Annotated in this window: 16 protein-coding genes; 1 reads left to right on the top strand and 15 read right to left on the bottom strand. The window is 64.7% G+C overall.

All coding sequences use genetic code 11. The annotated features are described in order from the left end of the window. Window positions 1-455 precede the first annotated feature (455 nt). From ftsH to tolQ, 10 genes are all read right to left on the bottom strand, one after another. Window positions 456-2,378, bottom strand: coding sequence for an ATP-dependent zinc metalloprotease FtsH (ftsH, locus tag AB7290_RS06385; protein ID WP_071909744.1), 1,923 nt, complete (start codon window positions 2,376-2,378; stop codon window positions 456-458). A 259-nt stretch (window positions 2,379-2,637) separates the two neighbouring features. Beyond that, on the bottom strand, window positions 2,638-3,720 hold the full coding sequence (gene tilS / locus AB7290_RS06380; RefSeq protein ID WP_085400844.1) for a tRNA lysidine(34) synthetase TilS: 1,083 nt from the start codon (window positions 3,718-3,720) through the stop codon (window positions 2,638-2,640). A 72-nt stretch (window positions 3,721-3,792) separates the two neighbouring features. Continuing rightward, a complete protein-coding gene (ybgF, locus tag AB7290_RS06375; protein ID WP_085400846.1) occupies window positions 3,793-4,824 on the bottom strand; it encodes a tol-pal system protein YbgF in 1,032 nt (343 codons plus the stop codon). A 184-nt stretch (window positions 4,825-5,008) separates the two neighbouring features. Next, window positions 5,009-5,497, bottom strand: coding sequence for a peptidoglycan-associated lipoprotein Pal (gene pal / locus AB7290_RS06370; protein WP_028152222.1), 489 nt, complete (start codon window positions 5,495-5,497; stop codon window positions 5,009-5,011). Window positions 5,498-5,790: 293 nt separating this feature from the next. Then, the gene (locus AB7290_RS06365; RefSeq protein WP_085400848.1) at window positions 5,791-6,516 is read right to left on the bottom strand and encodes an N-acyl amino acid synthase FeeM domain-containing protein; all 726 of its coding nucleotides are present in this window, start codon (window positions 6,514-6,516) and stop codon (window positions 5,791-5,793) included. Window positions 6,517-6,715: 199 nt separating this feature from the next. Further along, the gene (locus AB7290_RS06360) at window positions 6,716-9,049 is read right to left on the bottom strand and encodes a putative bifunctional diguanylate cyclase/phosphodiesterase (RefSeq protein WP_085400850.1); all 2,334 of its coding nucleotides are present in this window, start codon (window positions 9,047-9,049) and stop codon (window positions 6,716-6,718) included. Window positions 9,050-9,339: 290 nt separating this feature from the next. Further along, window positions 9,340-10,683: a Tol-Pal system beta propeller repeat protein TolB gene (gene tolB / locus AB7290_RS06355; protein WP_049807612.1), complete on the bottom strand. Its 1,344-nt coding sequence runs from the start codon at window positions 10,681-10,683 to the stop codon at window positions 9,340-9,342. Window positions 10,684-10,724: 41 nt separating this feature from the next. Beyond that, window positions 10,725-11,681, bottom strand: a complete 957-nt coding sequence (locus tag AB7290_RS06350) for a protein TolA (protein ID WP_085400852.1) — start codon at window positions 11,679-11,681, stop codon at window positions 10,725-10,727. Window positions 11,682-11,685: 4 nt separating this feature from the next. Next, window positions 11,686-12,135, bottom strand: coding sequence for a protein TolR (gene tolR, locus AB7290_RS06345; RefSeq protein WP_028152217.1), 450 nt, complete (start codon window positions 12,133-12,135; stop codon window positions 11,686-11,688). Between the two features lie 43 nt (window positions 12,136-12,178). Then, window positions 12,179-12,895 carry a protein TolQ gene (gene tolQ / locus AB7290_RS06340; RefSeq protein ID WP_085400854.1) on the bottom strand — a complete coding sequence of 239 codons (717 nt, stop codon included), beginning with the start codon at window positions 12,893-12,895 and terminating at the stop codon, window positions 12,179-12,181. A gap of 711 nt (window positions 12,896-13,606) precedes the next feature. On the opposite strand from tolQ, the gene ggt reads away from it, so the two are divergent. Further along, the gene (gene ggt / locus AB7290_RS06335) at window positions 13,607-15,343 is read left to right on the top strand and encodes a gamma-glutamyltransferase (RefSeq protein WP_085401841.1); all 1,737 of its coding nucleotides are present in this window, start codon (window positions 13,607-13,609) and stop codon (window positions 15,341-15,343) included. 213 nt (window positions 15,344-15,556) lie between these two features. Here ggt and AB7290_RS06330 read toward each other — a convergent pair whose 3' ends face one another. From AB7290_RS06330 to AB7290_RS06310, 5 genes are all read right to left on the bottom strand, one after another. Continuing rightward, the gene (locus AB7290_RS06330) at window positions 15,557-16,267 is read right to left on the bottom strand and encodes an SDR family NAD(P)-dependent oxidoreductase (protein ID WP_354078636.1); all 711 of its coding nucleotides are present in this window, start codon (window positions 16,265-16,267) and stop codon (window positions 15,557-15,559) included. 25 nt (window positions 16,268-16,292) lie between these two features. Further along, the gene (locus AB7290_RS06325; protein ID WP_085401839.1) at window positions 16,293-17,060 is read right to left on the bottom strand and encodes a serine O-acetyltransferase; all 768 of its coding nucleotides are present in this window, start codon (window positions 17,058-17,060) and stop codon (window positions 16,293-16,295) included. Window positions 17,061-17,123: 63 nt separating this feature from the next. Continuing rightward, the gene (locus AB7290_RS06320) at window positions 17,124-17,261 is read right to left on the bottom strand and encodes a hypothetical protein (protein WP_201266188.1); all 138 of its coding nucleotides are present in this window, start codon (window positions 17,259-17,261) and stop codon (window positions 17,124-17,126) included. Then, window positions 17,258-17,515, bottom strand: coding sequence for a hypothetical protein (locus AB7290_RS06315; RefSeq protein ID WP_085401838.1), 258 nt, complete (start codon window positions 17,513-17,515; stop codon window positions 17,258-17,260). Before AB7290_RS06315 ends, AB7290_RS06320 begins: the two co-directional genes overlap by 4 nt. 68 nt (window positions 17,516-17,583) lie before the next feature. Beyond that, on the bottom strand, window positions 17,584-17,751 hold the full coding sequence (locus tag AB7290_RS06310) for a hypothetical protein (protein ID WP_144030761.1): 168 nt from the start codon (window positions 17,749-17,751) through the stop codon (window positions 17,584-17,586). Between the last annotated feature and the right edge of the window lie 45 nt (window positions 17,752-17,796).

Below are 17,796 nucleotides of genomic sequence, written 5' to 3'. Positions count from 1 at the left end.
CACCGCGTCTATCGCAATTGCCGAGAGATGGTGGGCACGGCGCTACGCGCCTTTGCCCACCCTACGAGACCGGTGCAGAGCCATTACGAGCCCAACTGCATCCACGCCGTCATTGCGAGGAGCGAAGCGACGAAGCAATCCAGACTGCTGCCATGGAAACATTCTGGATTGCTTCGCTGCGCTCGCAATGACGGAGTTTGCGGGCCGGGGACGCGCACCTCTCTTGTGTCCCGGACGCGCTGCTGCGTGCAACGCTGCTGCGCTGAGCCGGGACCCAGAAGGCTACACGGCAAGATGCGGAGACATGGGCCCCGGTTCTGCAGCGCACCGGCGAAGGGGCGCTGCGCTGCGTTCAGGGCACGAGACCGGAGTTTGAAGCGCAGCTGCATCAACATCGGCCAACAAAAAACGCGGCGTTTCCGCCGCGTTTTTCGATTCGATCTGCCGCTTCTCGATTACGCCTGCGGCTGCGGCTCCAGGCCGGGATCCGGATCGGGCCGCGGACGCGACTTGCCGGCCGGGGGCACGGCGGAGGCGCGCGGCGTGGTCGGCTCGAGCACGGACTCGCGGTTCGGCTTCTTGCCCTTGAGCAGGTCGATGATCTCGTCGCCGGAGAGCGTCTCGAACTCGAGCAGGCCCTTGGCGAGAGCTTCGAGGTCGGCACGCTTCTCGGTGAGAATGCGGGTCGCTTCGTTGTAGCCTTCTTCCACGAAACGCCGGATCTCGGTGTCGATCTTCTGGACCGTCGCCTCCGATGCGTTCTGGGTGCGCGACACCGACATGCCCAGGAACACCTCGTCCTGGTTTTCGCCATAGGACACGGTGCCGAGCGCCTCCGAGAGGCCCCAGCGCGTGACCATCATGCGGGCCAGACGCGTCGCCTGCTCGATGTCGGAGGATGCACCCGAGGTCACCTTCTCACGGCCGAAGATCAGCTCTTCGGCGACGCGGCCACCCATCATGATGGCGAGGCGCGAGGTCATCTGCTCCAGCGACATCGACAGCTTGTCGCGCTCAGGCAGCTGCATCACCATGCCCAGCGCACGGCCGCGCGGAATGATGGTCGCCTTGTGGATCGGATCGGTCGCGACGACGTTGAGGCCGACGATGGCGTGGCCGCCCTCGTGGTAGGCCGTCAGCAGCTTCTCTTCCTCGGTCATGACCAGCGACTTGCGCTCGGCGCCCATCATCACCTTGTCCTTGGCCTCTTCGAACTCGGCCTGCGTCACCATCCGCTTGTTGCGGCGGGCGGCGGTCAGGGCGGCTTCGTTGACGAGGTTCATCAGGTCGGCGCCGGAGAAGCCCGGGGTGCCGCGCGCGATGGTCTTGAGGTTGATATCCGGCGCCAGCGGCACCTTGCGGACGTGAACCTTGAGGATCTGCTCGCGGCCGACGACGTCCGGATTGGGCACCACGACCTGACGGTCGAAGCGGCCCGGACGCAGCAGCGCGGGATCGAGCACGTCGGGACGGTTGGTCGCGGCGATCAGGATCACGCCCTCGTTGGCCTCGAAGCCGTCCATCTCGACCAGCAACTGGTTCAGCGTCTGCTCGCGCTCGTCATTGCCGCCGCCGAGACCGGCGCCACGGTGACGACCGACGGCGTCGATTTCGTCGATGAAGATGATGCAGGGCGCATTCTTCTTGGCCTGCTCGAACATGTCGCGGACGCGGGAAGCACCGACGCCGACGAACATTTCGACGAAATCGGAACCCGAGATGGTGAAGAACGGCACGTTGGCTTCGCCCGCGACCGCACGCGCGATCAGGGTCTTACCGGTGCCGGGAGGGCCGACCAGCAGCACGCCGCGCGGAATCCGGCCGCCGAGGCGCTGGAATTTGCCGGGGTCGCGGAGGAATTCGACGATCTCCTGCAGGTCCTGCTTGGCTTCGTCCACGCCGGCGACGTCCTCGAAGGTGACGCGGCCATGGGCCTCCGTCAGCATCTTGGCCCGCGACTTGCCGAAGCCCATCGCCTTGCCGGCGCCGCCCTGCATCTGACGCGACAGGAAGATCCACACGCCGATCAGCGCGATGAAGGGCAGCCAGGAGACCAGCAGCGAGACGAACCACGGCACGTTGTCGCCGGGCGGCTTCGCGGTGATCTGGACCTTGCTATCATAGAGGCGCTTCACCAGCGTCGGATCGTTCGGCGCATAGGTCTGGAAGCTTGAGCCATTGGTGAAGGTGCCGTGGATATCCGGCCCCTGGATCACGACATCGCGCACATTGCCGCGGTCAACTTCGCTCAAGAGCTGGGAGAAGGCGATGTCCTGCGAGGAGGCGCGCTGACCCGGATTCTGGAAGAGCGTGAACAACGCCAACAGCAGCAAGACAATGATGACCCAGAGGGCGAAATTGCGCAGATTGGCGTTCATCGATCTTCCTTCATGGTCGCGCGGATCGCGGCCTGATCCTTGGGCGGTAGCAGTTACTTTGTCAGTGCGAGGAAATCCCCAAGGAATCCTCTTGGTTAGACGGATACAATTTAGGTGCCGCCCCGGTCGCTGCCAAGGGAACGAGATGGGACTATTTATCCCATCTTAGAGCGATTCCCGCTGAAATAATGGCGATCTGCCCGGGGTTTTTCCTGCCTGGTTAAGGTGTCCTGACGGCGCGCGGCGGAAACGGCCGGTGTCATGATCCGCCCTGATCCGCCCTCGTCCGTCCCTTGGACCGCCGGGCCGGCGCCGGTGCGATGTGGATACGCCCCCCGGCAAGGCTGATCAAGGCTCCCGCAAGGGTCTGCTTCAGGACCGGCCGGCCATTTGCGGCTGCGCGGGGGCTTGCAGCTATGGCCTGATCGAGCGCGGCCAGGAGAGTCTCGACCTTGCCGAGTTCCGCCGGCCCCTCATGACCGAGGGCATTGACGGCCCGCAGCAGGAGCCGCAGCCGGACCTCCTCCGGCAGATTGGCGAATGCCGAGGCCTCGAAGCTGCGACCGCCCGCCTGCGGCGCATCGCCGCGCGCCCGAAGCTGAAGGAAGCGTTCCGCACCATCGACCAGCACGTCGACCGCCGCATTGGCGCGCGCCAGCCTGCCTGCGAGCCGCGCCAGGCTCCTGCTGTCGCCCCCCTCGGCCGCGAGCTGCTGCAGCAGCGCGCGCAGCCGCGGCCGGGTGAAGGCGGTGTCGCGATTGGTGGGATCATCGGCAAAGCCGATCTTCGCCCGCCTCAAGGTCGCGATCAGCTGCGACTTCGGGACATCGAGCAGCGGGCGCACCAGCACCACGCCGTCGCGCTCCGTGAGGCGCGCCATCGCCGACAGCCCGGCGAGCCCGCTGCCGCGGACAAGGCGCATCAACAGGGTCTCGGCCTGGTCGTCGCGGGTGTGGGCGGTCAGCACATGGCTCGCGCCGGCGTTGCGCGCGGCCTGCGCAAGCAGGCGGTAGCGGGCTTCGCGTGCAGCGGCAGGCAGTCCCGTGTTCGGCTTCGCGCCACGCCAGCGCAGGGTCCGGTGTGCCAGCCCGAGTTCGGCCGCCAGCCGCTTGACCTCGCGCGCCTCGCGCGCCGCCTCCGGGCGCAGGCCGTGATCGACGGTGACGACGGTCAATTGCGGACCGCGTGCCAGGCCGCGCTTCCAGCGCGCGGCGAGCCACATCAGCGCGACCGAGTCAGGTCCGCCGGAGACCGCGAGCACCAGCGCCGGCGCACTTCTGAGCTCGGCGAAGAGTTGCTTCGCCGCGCGCGCCGAGATCGGTGAGTTGTCGTCGTCTGACATGACGCTGCCCAGGCCATCACCAGACTATTTAGCGCAGCGCCATCCGCATTGTCAGGGCGCAAATGCCGCGCGTCAGCACTTCACCCGCTTCTGCTCGCGATCGACGGCGGATTTGACGCCGGCGGAGGCGCGCGGATATTTGCGGCCGACCTCACCGAAGGCGGCGCAGGCGGCCTCTTTCTCCTTCAGCGCGGCCAGCGACTGGCCGAGCCGCAGCAGGGCATCCGGCGCCTTGGCGGACTTGTCGTATTTGGTGGTGACGGCGAGGAAGGCTTCCGCGGAGTCGCGATATTGCTGGCGCTGGAAATAGCTTTCGCCGAGCCAGTATTGCGCGTCGCCGAGCAGCGGATCGCTCGGATGTTTCTGCGCAAAATTCTTCATGGTCTGCTCGGCGAGCGCATAGTCCTTGCGCTGCATGTAGCCGATGCCGAGGTCGAACTCGTCGCGCGGCGTAGCCGAGGGCGGCAGGGTCGTCAGACCGGTGCCACCCGATGGCGCCGGATAGCCCGATTGTGCCGGCGGGTAGCCGGGCTGGGCTGCCGGCGGCACGCCTTGCTGGTAGCGCGGGCTGGTGTTGGCGAGATCGAGCGGCTCGCCGGCAGCGCGCCCGCCGCCAGGGGCGCCTGCCGCCATCGGCTGCTGCCCGCCACCAAGCGCGCGCGGCGCGCCGGGCGCATTCGGGTTCTGGTTCGGATCGAAGGAATCACCGCGGCGGCGCACGCCGGGCGCACCGGGCGCTGGCTGCTCCTGAACGATCGGCGCGGGAGCCGCGATCTGCGGCTGCTCGTAATTCGGCTGAGCCTGTTGCTGCTGGCGATAGGCCGGCGCGGACTGCGCAGGCGGTACGGCTGCGACCGAGGGCTGGACCGGCGCCTGTCCGGGCGCGGCCTGCGCGCCACCCTCGAGCGCCCGCAGCCGCTCCTCGAGCTGGCGGTTGCGGTATTGCAGCTCCTCGTTCTGGCCGGTGAGCTGGCGCAGCTGGTTCTCCAGCCGCTCGATCCGCATCTCGGGATCATCGTCCGACTGCGCCAGTGCGGGCGAGCACAAAGAGAACAGCGCGGCGATCGCCACGGTGCCGGTAAAGACCTTGGATCTGGATGACATCTTGCCCTGACGACGAAAACGAAATCTGCGACGGAACCTGCGACGCGCCACACATTGAAAGGCAGTACGCCAAAAATGTGACTGGCACCACGGGGTTTCGGTCACAGATGGCTGAAACAAAACCGGCGCCCGAGAGGGCGCCGGCATAATCGGTTCCTGAAGATGAACGGCGCCTGACTGATCGTCAGGAGCTCGCGTTCAGCACGGTGACGGCGCGACGGTTCTGCGACCAGCAGGAAATATCGTTACAGACAGCGACCGGCCGCTCCTTGCCGTAGGAGATCGTGCGCATGCGGTTCGGATCGATGCCGCGCGAGGCGAGGAACGAACGCACCGACTGGGCGCGGCGGGCGCCGAGTGCGATGTTGTATTCGCGGGTACCGCGCTCGTCGGCATGCCCCTCGATGGTGAAGCTGTACTGCCGATAGTTCTGGAGCCACTGCGCCTGCTTCTCCAGGGTCACGATCGCCTGCGGCGTCAGATCGGTCTGGTCGCTCTCGAAGAACACGCGGTCGCCCACGTTAACGACGAAATCCTGCTGGCTGCCAGGCGTCGCAGCATTGGCCATCGCATCCGTCGCTGCGTTCTTGTTCGCGCATGCGCCCATCGACAGCGCGATCGCAACCACCGCAGCCAGCTTCAATCCCTGGAGGATACGCATAGGGTATTTCATTCCGGAGCCTCCACGCTCACGTTCGTCCACTGCTGTCCGGTCTACAGGGGGTTGGTTAAGCGAACGTTCCGTCAACCTTGATGGAACCTTGCTTCAGCCGGTCAAATGCCCCCAAACCGCGAAAAGCAACCGTCATGGTTAATGGGTTCTAAATGTGGCGCGAGGGTGAAGCAACCTGCAGCAACCGGCAAAAGTGCAGGTTTTTGCTGGAATTTTGGGCTCGGACGATGATGGGGATGAACGGAGCTCCGGCCGAAAGGCGCGCGGCGGCTCAAGGCGGTGACGGCAGGCAATCAGACGTGAACGGCTTCCGGGACCAGTGACGACCGCTGCGGGATCTCGCGCTGCCCGCCGCGCCCGAACAGCATCCGCCGCTCGAAGGCGGTGGAGCGCATGATCGGATAACGCTCGAACACCTTCTTCCGGAAGGTCGGGAAATCCGCCGCCATCAGTCCGAACGGCTTGGTGAGGCCAGGAACCAGGCGGGGCTCGGCGATCGTCTCGTGCAGGAACACCCGCCGGTAGAAGGCCTGATGCTCGGGACGCACGATGGCGAGGCCGAGATCGGCATTGAAGTGCTCGCACGCCATGTAGGCGAGCCGGGTCGTCAGATAGGGCAATTCCGGAACCCGCTTCACCTGGTCGGGATCGGCGACAAAACGGGTCGGGTCGATCATGACCTCGCCGCGATCGAGCCGCGGCAGCAGGATGTCGGGGAAGACGTCGGCCGAGGTGGACTCGCGCCATTCCGAGGTCAGCACGCTGATGCGCACAGAGCTGCAGAGCTGGCCACGGAGATAGACGCCGAAGGTCCACGCGTTCGGCAGCTCGTCGTAGCGGTCGGTGACGCGGGCTTCCGCGGATTCCCTGACGGCACCCTCGCGCAGATAGGCGCGGTAGCGGAGGTTGTAGATTTGCTCCTTTTCCGCGTCCGTCGCCGCGAGATGATAGTCGACGTCGGTCAGAAGCTCCGCTCCCCGTCCAACAGCCGAAATGACAGATCTGGCTGAGGACTGCATTCGAACTCCTTACCCACCACCAACAACACCACCACGCGAACCTGGGCCATTTGCCGCTGAACAACTTGCGCGCGCGTGACGATTTATTAACACCTCCTTAACGACGATGCAAAGCAATCGACGCGATAGGGTTAACCTCCGTAGCACTACGGTCGGTTCAGCAACTGCCTGAAACGACGTGCAATTTCTGGATGTGGACTCAGGCGAAGGAGCGTGAGCTGACAACCTGGAGCAGGCCCTCGCCGCGCCGTCCATGCGAGGCGTTGAGGAGCTGGCGCATCCGCACGGCGGGCACCGGACGGCTGAACAGATAGCCTTGCGCCTCGGAGACGGTGCCGTCTGCGCTGATCAGCTCGAGCTGCTCATTGGTCTCGATGCCCTCGACCACCACGGCCATGCCGAGGTCGGCCGACAGCCGCGCCACGCCACGCAGCAGCGTCAGCGGCCGGTCGGTGTCGATGCCCTCGAGGAAGGAGCGGTCGATCTTCACCTTCTGCATCGGGAAATTGTGCAGATAGCTGAGGCTGGAATAGCCGGTGCCGAAATCGTCGAGCGAGATGCGCACGCCGAGCGCATGCAGTTGCGACAGCGTGTCGTGGGTGAGCTGGGTGTTACGAAGCAGCGAGGACTCCGTGATCTCGATCTCCAGCCGATGGGCCGGCAGCCCCGAGACCTCGAGCGCGTAGCGGATTTCGCTGAGCACGTCGCGCTGGTGGAATTGCTGCGGCGAGAAGTTGACGGCGACGCTGACGCCGTCGGGCCACTTCATGCATTCCATGCAGGCGCGGCGCAGGATCCAGCGGCCGAGATCGACGATCAGCCCCATGTCTTCGGCGACCGGGATGATGTCGACCGGCGAGACCGTGCCGCGCACCGGATGATTCCAGCGCAGCAGCGCCTCGCAGGTGGTGATCTTGCCGGACTTCAGATTGACCAGCGGCTGGTAGAACAGCTCGAACTCCTCGTTGGCCAGCGCCTTGCGCAGGTCGAGCTCGAGGATGCGGCGGGCCTCGACGGTGGCCGCCATCTCGTCGCGGAAGAAGCAGAAGGTGCCGCGGCCGTCGGCCTTGGCGCGGTAGAGCGCCATGTCGGCGTTCTTGAGCAGCGTGTCGGCCCTGACGTCGCCGTCCGGCGAGGTCAGCGCGATGCCGACGCTGGCGCCGATCTCGACCAGATGATTGTCGATTCGGTAGCGCTCGCTCAGGCGTTCGACGATGCGGCGGGCGAGGCTCGCGGCATCCTCGGCCGAGCTGATGTTCTGCTGGAACACGACGAACTCGTCGCCGCCGAAGCGGGCGACGAAATCCTCAGGACGCAGCATCTCGCGCAGGCGGTTGGCGACCGCGCACAGGAGCTGGTCGCCGCAGGGATGGCCGAGCGTGTCGTTGACCTGCTTGAACTGGTCGAGGTCGACGAACAGCAGCGCCGAGAGGCGCTCGGCGTCGTGCGAGATCGCCAGCAACCGTTCGATCTCGTCGCGGAAGGAGACCCGGTTGGGCAGCGCCGTGAGCTCGTCATAGCGGGCGAGATGGGTGATCCGGGCTTCCGCGTTGGTACGTTCGGTGATGTCTTCCAGCAGCAGCACCGTGCCGCCGCCGGTCATCGGCTGGAACGTCCAGGCGAGCGCGCGGCCGCGCGAGGAATCCGGATCGGCGGTGACGATCTCGCAGATCCGCGCATGCTCGATCTCGGCCAGGATCTGCTTGCCGCTCTCCGCCGAGATGGAGCCGGCGGCGATACAGGCCGATACGATGTCGGCAGCGGTGGCGCCACGCTTGACCAGATCTTCGGGCAACGCCATCAGCTCGCCGAAGCGATGGTTCATCACCGCAAGGCGGCCGTCGGCGCGAAACATGCACAGGCCATGCGGCATGTTGTTGAGCGCGGTGTCGAACTGGCTTGCCAGCGCGGACTCACGAAAGCTCGAGGTCAGCGCCTTGACGAAGATCGCATGCAGGCTGAGATTGATGTTCTTCAGCCCGACGAAGAAGAACACGAGCAGGACGGCGAGCCCGATGTGGTAGAAGCCGCCATGCAGCAGCAGCGCGAGCGACATCGGTGCGCAGGCGAGCGCGACGTGCCACTGGATCACCCGGGGCTGGCCGTAATTGCGGGCGGCGCCGCCCGCGGTGTAGCCGATGCCGATGGCGACACAGAGCATGTCGGCAATCGGATCGTCATTGTTGTAGATGACGACGAAGGACCACAGGCCGAGCACCGCCGCATAGCTGAGCGCGCCGAGCCAGTAGCGCGGCTCCAGGTGCTTGGCTTCCTCGAACGAGAGTGGGTGCGTGCGGTTTTCGTATCCGCGCATCTGGAACGCGCGCGCGGTGCCGATCGCGATCAGCAGAAATGCGAGCGGCCACAGCCAGACATCGCCTGTCTTCAGCGCAGTCATGACCGCGGCCACGGCCGCGGAGGCCGAGCCCAGGAAAATCGCCCAGAAATTCTGCACCATAGAGTTGATGAGAGCGGCGTAGAGTATTGGCTCCAGCTCGTCTCGATCGCTCTGCTTCTGGTCGGCCAGCTGCATCGGCTTGTTACGCGTCCTGTTTGGCGCGTACTTTTACCCAGACCTGATGAAGCCTTTCTGAGGGAACATCGTTAAAGTCGAGTTGTTTTTCGGCAATAGCGAACAAGTTTCCGCTGAAATATCAAGCAACTAGGCAAGCGTTGCCGGGCACAAGGTGAAGGAAAGCTTGCGTCCTGCACCAAACCCCGAAAAAATCGGCATGTTTTTTCGAAAACATCGCGCGTCTGAACGCGCAATGTCTTAGCCCCGATGTTTCACGCGAACCTGTATCCACTTCGCTCGCAGGCGCTCTAGCCGGGTGTCGAGGACAGCAGCGGCGACCATGCCGGGTCGGAGGCGAAGCCCGGCGTCGGCACCTTGAGCTCGTTGCGGCCGGAGATGTCGACGGAGAACAGCGACGGCCCGCCGCTGCCGCCAGGATCGCGGAAGAACATCAGCACGCGGCCGTTCGGCGAGAAGGTCGGGCCTTCGTTGTGATAGCCTGAGGTGAGCAGACGCTCGCCGGAGCCGTCCGGCTTCATGACGCCGATCGAGAACTGCCCGCCGCCTTGCCTGGTGAAGGCGATGTAATCGCCGCGCGGCGACCACACCGGCGTCGAATAGGTGGCGTTGGTGTCGTCCTTGGAGAAGGAGATGCGCTGCGCCTGTCCGCCGCCCGCGGCCATCACATAGATCTGCGACCTGCCGCCGCGATCGGATTCGAAGCAGATGCGGGTGCCGTCCGGTGAGTAAGACGGAGAGGTGTCGATCGCCGGCGTATCGGTGAGCCGCGTGGTCGAGCGCGAGCGCAGATCCATCACGAACAGGTTCGAATTGCCACCCTGCTGCAGGCTCATGATGACGCGCTGGCCGTCCGGCGAGAAGCGCGGCGCGAAGGTCATGCCGGGGAAATTGCCGACGATCTCGCGCTGGCCGGTCTCGATGTTGAAGAGATAGACCTTCGGATCGCCCTGGCCGAACTCCATGTAGGTGATCTCTTGCGAGTTCGGCGAGAAGCGCGGCGTCAGCACGAGGTCGGAGCCGCGGGTCAGATAGCGCACATTGGCACCGTCCTGGTCCATCATCGCGAGCCGCTTGACGCGACGCTCCTTTGGACCGGTCTCGTCCACGAACACCACGCGGCTGTCGAAATAGCCCTTTTCGCCGGTCATCTGCTCATAGATCTGGTCGGAGATGATGTGGGCGATGCGGCGCCAATATTCCGGCGAGGTGAAATATTGCTGGCCCGCAAGCTGCTGGCCCGTGATGACGTCCCACAGGCGGAATTCCGCCTTGAGCCTTCCGTCCTGCCCCCGCGTCATGCGGCCGGTGACAAGGGCCTGGGCGTTGATGGTCTTCCAGTTCTGGAATTGCGGCGCGACGTCGATGTTGCTGATGCGCTCGATGAAAGCGGCCTGGTCGATCGGTGCGAACAGGCCCGACCGCTTCAGATTGTTGGTGATGACCTGGGTGACGCCGTTGCTGACGTCGCCGTCGGCGGGCGAGCCCGGCACGAAGTTGGAGATCGCGATCGGGATCGGCCGAAACTCCGTTGGATTGAGTTCGAGCCGCTTTTGGCCCTGGGCCAGGGCATGTCCGCCCCCGAGCGTCGCGAGCGCCGATCCTGTCAGCGTCATGAAGCGGCGGCGGTTCATCGATAGGACGTCATTCATCGCAAAATTCTTTTGTTCGGATGTCACAACATATCTTTCAGGCCGAAGCGCATTGGAATGGTCTTCCAAGTGTCATACTGCTGCTTCGGCAGGAACGAATAGACCTGACACTGCACGATGGCGCGCTTGGCGCTCTCCGCCACCGCCTGAGCAATCGACCGAGACGGGCCGCGAACCGCGACGATAATCGGCTCGGACGCAAGTGAGCCATCGATTTTCATCGGGATATCGATGTCAGCCTCGTATTGCTCGGCGTCTTGCCCGTTATAGGTGGGCGTGAAGCAGCGCCGGACCGCATTCGTGAACGCGCCTCCCCACGTCGCAACGTTGTTGGCAGCAGTCCCGGTTGTCGATCCCAGCGCAGCCGACGCATTCAGCGCCGCGCCGGAGAGCTCGTGCCGGGTCGCCGCGCGCTTGTCGAGGTCGCGCTGGATCTGCGCGGGATCGAAGCTGCGCTCCTTGGGCTTCGGTTGCTGTTGCGGCTGCACCGCCGCGACCTTCTGCTCGACGGGCTTCGGCGGAGACTTCTTGGTCTCCAGCTTCTTCTGGAGCTCGGCGATCGGATCTTCCTTCGCCGGATCAGGTTTCTTTTCCTGCGGCTTCGGTTCTTCCTTCGGCTTCGCCTCGGCGACAGGCTTCGGCGGCTCGGGCTTCTTCTCGACCGGCTTTTCGACGGGTTTCGGCGGCGGCTCGGGCGTCGAGTTGGTCTTGATCAGCTCTTTCTTCTCGGTGACCTTGCCGACGGCGTCTTCCTCGGGCTTGGCTTCCGCGATCTTCTCGACCTTGGGCTTCGGCTCTTCCTTTTTGCCGGTCTTCTGCCCCGACATCATCTGCGCAAGCTGATCGGTGGAGATGATGTCGATCGGAAGCGACTCTTCCGCGACAAAGGCCTTGCTGCTAAAGGTGACCAGTCCCCATCCAAGCACGAGGACGTGGAGGGCAATCGACGCAACGAGTGTCTTGTCGACGTTCACCTTCACCGGTTTACCCCTGATCCGCCTCGGTCACGAGCGCCAGCTTCTTGAAGCCCGCGCCGGACAACAGGCCCATGACCTTGGCCACCGTTCCGTAATCCGCCTTCTTGTCGGCGCGCAGATAGATGCGCTCCTCGAGCCCGCCGCGCGCGTCCGTGATCGCCTTCAGCTTCGGGATCAACTCGTTGATCGCGATCTCGGCGTCGTTGATGAACACCTTGCCCTTGATGTCGACCGACATCTGGATCGGCTTCTGGTCGTTGTTTTCGAGGCTCTTGGCCTGGGTCTGAGGCAGGTCGAGCGGCACGCCGACCGTCAACATCGGAGCCGACACCATGAAGATGATGAGCAGCACCAGCATCACGTCCACCATCGGCGTGACGTTGATCTCGGCCACGACGGGCTTGCGCCGGCCACGGCGCCCGCCGCCTCCGGACGAACTAGCTACGTTCATCGCCATGATCGAGTGCCCAAATTGCCCCTCACACTATACATGCCGTCCGTCAGCCCCGCTCGTCGATCTGACGCGACAGAATGGCGGAAAATTCATCGGCGAAACCTTCGAGCCGCTGGGCCTGCCGGTTCACCTCGGAAGTGAACTTATTGTAGAAAATAGTGGCAGGAATGGCGGCGATAAGGCCGACGGCGGTCGCAAACAGCGCTTCCGCGATGCCCGGCGCGACCACCGCCAGGGAGGTATTTTTGGATGCCGCGATCGACTGGAAGCTCGACATGATGCCCCAGACCGTGCCGAACAGGCCGACAAAGGGGCCGGCGGAGCCGACGGTAGCGAGCACCAGCAGCCGGCGTTCCAGCCGCTCGACCTCGCGGGCGATCGAGACGTTCATCACCTTGTCGATGCGCATCTGAAGGCCCGCGACCGAGCGAGCGTGGCTCTCGAACGAGCGCTTCCACTCGCGCATGGCGGCGACGAAGCAGGCTGCCATGGAATGCGTCGGCTTGGCCGAGAGCGTGCGATAGAGCTCCTCGATCGACTCGCCGGACCAGAAGGCCTGCTCGAACCGGTCCATCGAGCGGCGGGTGCGCGCGTAAAGAAAGATCTTGTCGATCGCGATGGCCCAGACCCAGACCGAGCAGGCGAGAAGCCCCAGCATCACCGCTTTCACGATCCAGTGAGCCTGCAAGAACAGCGCAATCAGCGACACGTCCGCGGAAGCGGCAACCGGAAGGGCTGACTGAGCCACGTCGGCCGGATTCATAAGCAGTATCCTCTCAAGGCGATCATTTACCTGACCTCTCCGGCCAGCAAATGGCTGCCGGTTCCCCAACAGCCGCGCTAGCACCGGCGCGGCCGGCAAGCCCGCTCAAAGCCTTGTCTTTCTGGGGTGCAGGGGCTCGTCCAAAGCCGGCCGTCTGCATTCCCTGCCAAGATGTCAAAACTATGGGCCTTGAGCACGGCTCCGGGCACGACTGTCCGCAATTACCAGAGCCCGCCGATGGTTAACGTGCGGTTACCACGGCCGAATTTGGCTGCCGGAAAGGTAGGCAGCGCAGGCGGTTGGCCGCTTTGCCGCGGGACATGGCGGCGACGGATCGGAGCCGGGTCCACTGGCGAGGTCGGTTCCCTCCCCCCCTTGCGGGGGAGGCTAGGGAGAGGGGTACCACACGGGGGCTCCCACCGAAATCGAACACACGCAACGAGCACCTTTTCCTGGGCGACCCCTCTCCCCCGCCCTCCCCAGCAAGGGGGGAGCGCAGTGGGACTCGTGGCGCTACGACACCGGGCGCAACGGACGCCCCTTCTGGAACCCCCGCCCCTGCCCAGCCCGAAATCGCAGGGAGCGTCGCGTGCGCCACAGCTACACCACGTCCACATGCTCCATCTCGCATCTCACGGCGGGCACGAGCCGATAGGCTGCGCTCGCTGACAATAACGTGCCGGCATCACCGGCCAGCCCGAGGAGCGTCCCATGCCGAAACCACAAGCAAATCAGCGGTGGATCGTCGCCGCGATCATATCGGTCAGCCTCGTCACATCCGGCGCCGCGCGCGCGGCGTCGGTCGCGCCGGTCGCCGCGCAAAACGGCATGGTGGTGTCCGCGCAGCATCTGGCGACCCAAGTGGGTGTCGACGTGCTGAAGCGCGGCGGCAATGCCGTCGATGCCGCTGTGGCCGTCGGCTATGCCTTGGCCGTCGTCTATCCGGCCGCCGGCAATCTCGGTGGTGGCGGCTTCATGACGATCCAGCTCGCCGACGGCCGCAAGACCTTCCTCGATTTCCGCGAGACCGCGCCCAAGGCGGCGACGGCCAATATGTATCTCGACAAGGACGGCAACGTCATCAAGGGCATCTCGACCAAGGGGCATCTGGCTGTGGGTGTGCCAGGCTCCGTCTCGGGCATGGAATATGCGCGCGAAAAATACGGCACCATGAAGCGCGCCGACCTGCTCGCTCCCGCGATCCAGTTCGCCGAACAGGGATTTGTGCTCGACCAGGGCGACATCGACCTGCTGCGCACGGCAACCGACGATTTCAAGGACGATCCGGCATCGAGCGCCATCTTCCTCAACAACGGCCAGCCGTTCGGCGTGGGCGATCGACTGCTGCAATCCGAACTGGCGAAAACCCTGCGCGAGATCAGCAGCAAAGGCACCGACGGCTTCTATAAGGGGTGGGTCGGCAGCGCCATCGTGGCATCGAGCCAGGCCGGCAAGGGCCTGCTGACGCAGGACGACCTCGACGGCTACAAGACGCGCGAGCTCGCACCTGTCGAATGCGACTATCGCGGCTATCACGTGATTTCCGCGCCGCCACCGAGCTCGGGCGGCGTCGTCATCTGCGAGATCCTGAATATCCTGGAGGGCTACCCTCTGAAGGAGCTGGGCTACCATTCCGCGCAGGCCGTGCACGTGCAGATCGAGGCCATGCGGCATGCTTACGTGGACCGCAACAGCTATCTCGGCGATCCGGATTTCGTGAAGAATCCGCTCGACCGCCTGCTCGACAAGAATTACGCGACCAAGATCCGCGCCGTGATCGATCCGAACAAGGCCGCAATCTCCAAGGACATCAAGCCGGGCGTCGCGCCGCACGAGGGCAGCAACACCACGCACTATTCAATCGCGGACAAGGACGGCAACGCGGTATCGGTGACGTACACGCTGAACGATTGGTTCGGCGCCAAGGTGACGGCGGCCAAGACCGGCGTGCTGCTGAACGACGAAATGGACGACTTCACGGCCAAGGTCGGGGTGCCGAACCTGTATGGCCTGGTGCAGGGCGAGGCGAATTCCATCGCTCCGGGCAAGCGACCGCTGTCCTCGATGAGCCCGACCATCGTCACCAAGGACGGCAAGACCGTCATGGTGGTGGGCACGCCCGGCGGCAGCCGCATCATCACGGCGGTCCTGCAGACCATGATCAATGCGATCGACTACGGCATGAACGCGCAGGAAGCCGTCGACATGCCGCGCATCCACCAGCAATGGCTGCCTGATATGACCAATGTCGAGGACTATGCGCTGTCACCGGACACGCGCAAGATCCTGGAAGGCATGGGCCACAAATTCGGGCCGCCGCAGCCGGCCAACCATCTCGCGGTCATCATCGTCGGCGCGCCGTCACTGAATGGCGAGCAAGTCGGCAACAACCGTTACTACGGTGCGAACGATCCACGCCGAAACTCGGGATTGGCCGCCGGGTATTGATCTACGCCACCCTTACGACTGTCATCCCCCGCGACCCGGCTACGCCAAGGCTTCGCCGGGGCTGCGGTCCAGGGGCGCCGAAGCTTTAGCGTAGGCGTCAAGCGGGGTATCCAGTACGCTGCGGCTCCTCCGCATCTCAATGCTGTCTCTGGAATACTGGATTGCCCGCCTTCGCGGGCAATGACGGCGGTAGAAATGGTCGAGGACCGCCCCTCACCATTTCTCCTTCGAGGTCCGCACATCGAGCTCGAACGACCAGGCGCGCTCGGGCTGGCGATAGAGGAAGGCGAAGGCATCGACGATGCCATCGATGTCGATCAGGCTGTCCTCGCGGCCGGCCGCATCCGGGAATCGTGAAAAGATCTTGTCGCCGGCGATCGCGCCATCGACCACGACATGGCCGACATGGATGCCGTCGCTCGCGTATTCCTTGGCCATCGCCTGCGCCAGCGTGCGCAGGCCGGCCTTGGACGAGTTGAAGGCGCCGTAGCCGGAGCGTCCGCGCAGCGAGGCACTGGCGCCGGTGAACAGCAGCGTGCCGGTCTTCTTCGGCACCATCCGCCGCACCGCCTCGCGGCCGAACAGGAAGCCGCCGAAGCAGACCACGCGCCAGGCATTCTCGAAATAGTCGGCCTCCATCTCGATGATCTTGCCGGGCGTGTTGTTGCCGGCGTTGTAGATGGCGAGGTCGAGGTTGTCGCCGGCGGCATCGAACAGCGCGACGATGTCCCCCTCCCTGGTCGCATCAGCAACGAAGGGTACGGCTGCGCCGCCCGCCTTCGTGATGTCGTCGACAACGGCCTGCAAGGCAGACAGCGTCCGGCCCGCGACGATCACCTTGAGCCCATCGGCCGCAAGGCGCTTGCAAAGCCGGGCTCCGAGCCCGCGGTCCGGACCAACGCCGATCACGATTGCCGTCTTCATTGCAACTCTCCGAAGGTTGATGGGGTCAAGCCGCCGAGGCAGGTTCGGGGCAATTGGTCAATCGCGCGGGATTGCCGATCGCGGTGCAGCCAGCGGGCACGTCACCGGTCACAACAGCGCCGGCACCGATCTTTGCGAAATCACCGATATTGATGTCACCGAGAATGGTCGCGCCGCCACCGATGTAGACGCCGCGGCCGATGCGCGGCGAACGCGTCGGCAATTCACCGCGACGGCCGATGCTGACGCTCTGGAGGATGGTGACCTCGTCGCCGATCACCACATTCGCACCAATCACGATGCCGGTGGCGTGGTCGAGATAGACGGACAATCCAATGGATGCGGCCGGATGAATGCTGATCTGCAGCAGGTTGGACGCCTCGTTCTGAAACAGCAGCGCCGCGTCGCGATGGTCATGACGCCAGAGCCAGTTCGAGACGCGCCAGGCTTGCAGCGCAACGTAGCCCTTGTAATGCAGCAGCGGCGGCAGCAGGTCGGTGATGGCGGGATCGCGCAATGCGATGGCCTGCAGATCTCGGTTGGCGGTTTCGATCAGGTCTGGCTCGCCTTGAAAGGCGTCGCGGGAATAGGACGTGAAGCGCGTGCGCCCGGTGGTGCCACTGCCGAGCCGCTGCCCGATCAAATCGGCTAAGGCGGCGGCAAAATCATCATGAGCGAGAATGGTACGCGCAAGGGCCGTACCGAACACGGGGTCGGCATCAGCCGCGCGCTGCGCCTCGCTGCGGACCTGTTGCCAGAGGCCGTCGCTCGCCGTGATCGCAGCTTCCGCCATTGTCGCCTCCGGTCCGCCCACTCTTGTGAAGGCGAATATAGGCGGTCCGGGTCGGGGCGCCAGTCACGCCGTCGGGACGCGCTTGCTTTCGCCCTCAAGATCGGTCCGGGCCCGCTTGCGCAGGCTGAGCGTGTAGAGCCAGCCGCCCGCCGCGATCAGGATCGGCAGGACGAAGAGCGCGAAATCGCGGAGCAGGATCATGGGGCGATACTCCCCTTCGCAAACGAGACCGCGCGGCTGAGTGCGAACGAGGCGAACCAATAGAGATAAAGGCTGAGAAAGAACCGCCAGGATTCGCCGAGCTGCCACTGCGGATAGAGCTGGACTTCCGTCGGCCATCCATTGAGGAACGCGATCGCCACCGGCACGATGTTTCCGAACCGGTCGAACAGCGCCGAGGCGCGCTCAAGGAGCGCGATGCGCTGGCTGATCTCTTTGCGTTCGGCGTTGGTCATGGTCGGGCCCGTTGGCGCCGCGGGAGATGCGCCGTCGGGGCTTGGTCGGGCGTGGTGCGGATCGGGTTCTACCGGTCCTGCACATGTACGTGATCAACGCCGCAGAACGCACGCCCACCGGCGCAGAGGCGAAAATGGCAATCGGGATCAGACGCGCAGCTGCCATAGACCAAGCCAATGTAGCCCAGCACCGCCAGGGCGGTCACGGCAAGCAGCAGGCGGGTGTAGAGGTCCATGATGCGCGTCGTCCAGCAGCGCGGCGGATTGAGGTGGCACGCGCA

This window comes from Bradyrhizobium sp. 613_E4_N2_2, assembly GCF_052075995.1.
GTDB lineage: Bacteria > Pseudomonadota > Alphaproteobacteria > Rhizobiales > Xanthobacteraceae > Bradyrhizobium > Bradyrhizobium barranii.
The sequence above is the reverse complement of the archived record's forward strand: the minus strand, read 5'-3'. Positions and strand labels throughout refer to the sequence as shown.

Bases quoted from the DNA above. Each gene is read 5' to 3' on its own strand.
- AB7290_RS06330 (WP_354078636.1), bottom strand. From the start codon at position 16,267: ATGAAGACGGCAATCGTGATCGGCGTTGGTCCGGACCGCGGGCTCGGA.
- AB7290_RS06325 (WP_085401839.1), bottom strand. From the start codon at position 17,060: ATGGCGGAAGCTGCGATCACGGCGAGCGACGGCCTCTGGCAACAGGTC.
- tolQ (WP_085400854.1), bottom strand. From the start codon at position 12,895: ATGAATCCGGCCGACGTGGCTCAGTCAGCCCTTCCGGTTGCCGCTTCC.
- ggt (WP_085401841.1), top strand. From the start codon at position 13,607: ATGCCGAAACCACAAGCAAATCAGCGGTGGATCGTCGCCGCGATCATA.
- AB7290_RS06365 (WP_085400848.1), bottom strand. From the start codon at position 6,516: ATGCAGTCCTCAGCCAGATCTGTCATTTCGGCTGTTGGACGGGGAGCG.
- AB7290_RS06315 (WP_085401838.1), bottom strand. From the start codon at position 17,515: ATGACCAACGCCGAACGCAAAGAGATCAGCCAGCGCATCGCGCTCCTT.
- AB7290_RS06320 (WP_201266188.1), bottom strand. From the start codon at position 17,261: ATGATCCTGCTCCGCGATTTCGCGCTCTTCGTCCTGCCGATCCTGATC.
- ftsH (WP_071909744.1), bottom strand. From the start codon at position 2,378: ATGAACGCCAATCTGCGCAATTTCGCCCTCTGGGTCATCATTGTCTTG.
- tilS (WP_085400844.1), bottom strand. From the start codon at position 3,720: ATGTCAGACGACGACAACTCACCGATCTCGGCGCGCGCGGCGAAGCAA.
- AB7290_RS06310 (WP_144030761.1), bottom strand. From the start codon at position 17,751: ATGGACCTCTACACCCGCCTGCTGCTTGCCGTGACCGCCCTGGCGGTG.
- ybgF (WP_085400846.1), bottom strand. From the start codon at position 4,824: ATGTCATCCAGATCCAAGGTCTTTACCGGCACCGTGGCGATCGCCGCG.
- tolB (WP_049807612.1), bottom strand. From the start codon at position 10,683: ATGAACCGCCGCCGCTTCATGACGCTGACAGGATCGGCGCTCGCGACG.
- tolR (WP_028152217.1), bottom strand. From the start codon at position 12,135: ATGGCGATGAACGTAGCTAGTTCGTCCGGAGGCGGCGGGCGCCGTGGC.
- AB7290_RS06360 (WP_085400850.1), bottom strand. From the start codon at position 9,049: ATGCAGCTGGCCGACCAGAAGCAGAGCGATCGAGACGAGCTGGAGCCA.
- pal (WP_028152222.1), bottom strand. From the start codon at position 5,497: ATGAAATACCCTATGCGTATCCTCCAGGGATTGAAGCTGGCTGCGGTG.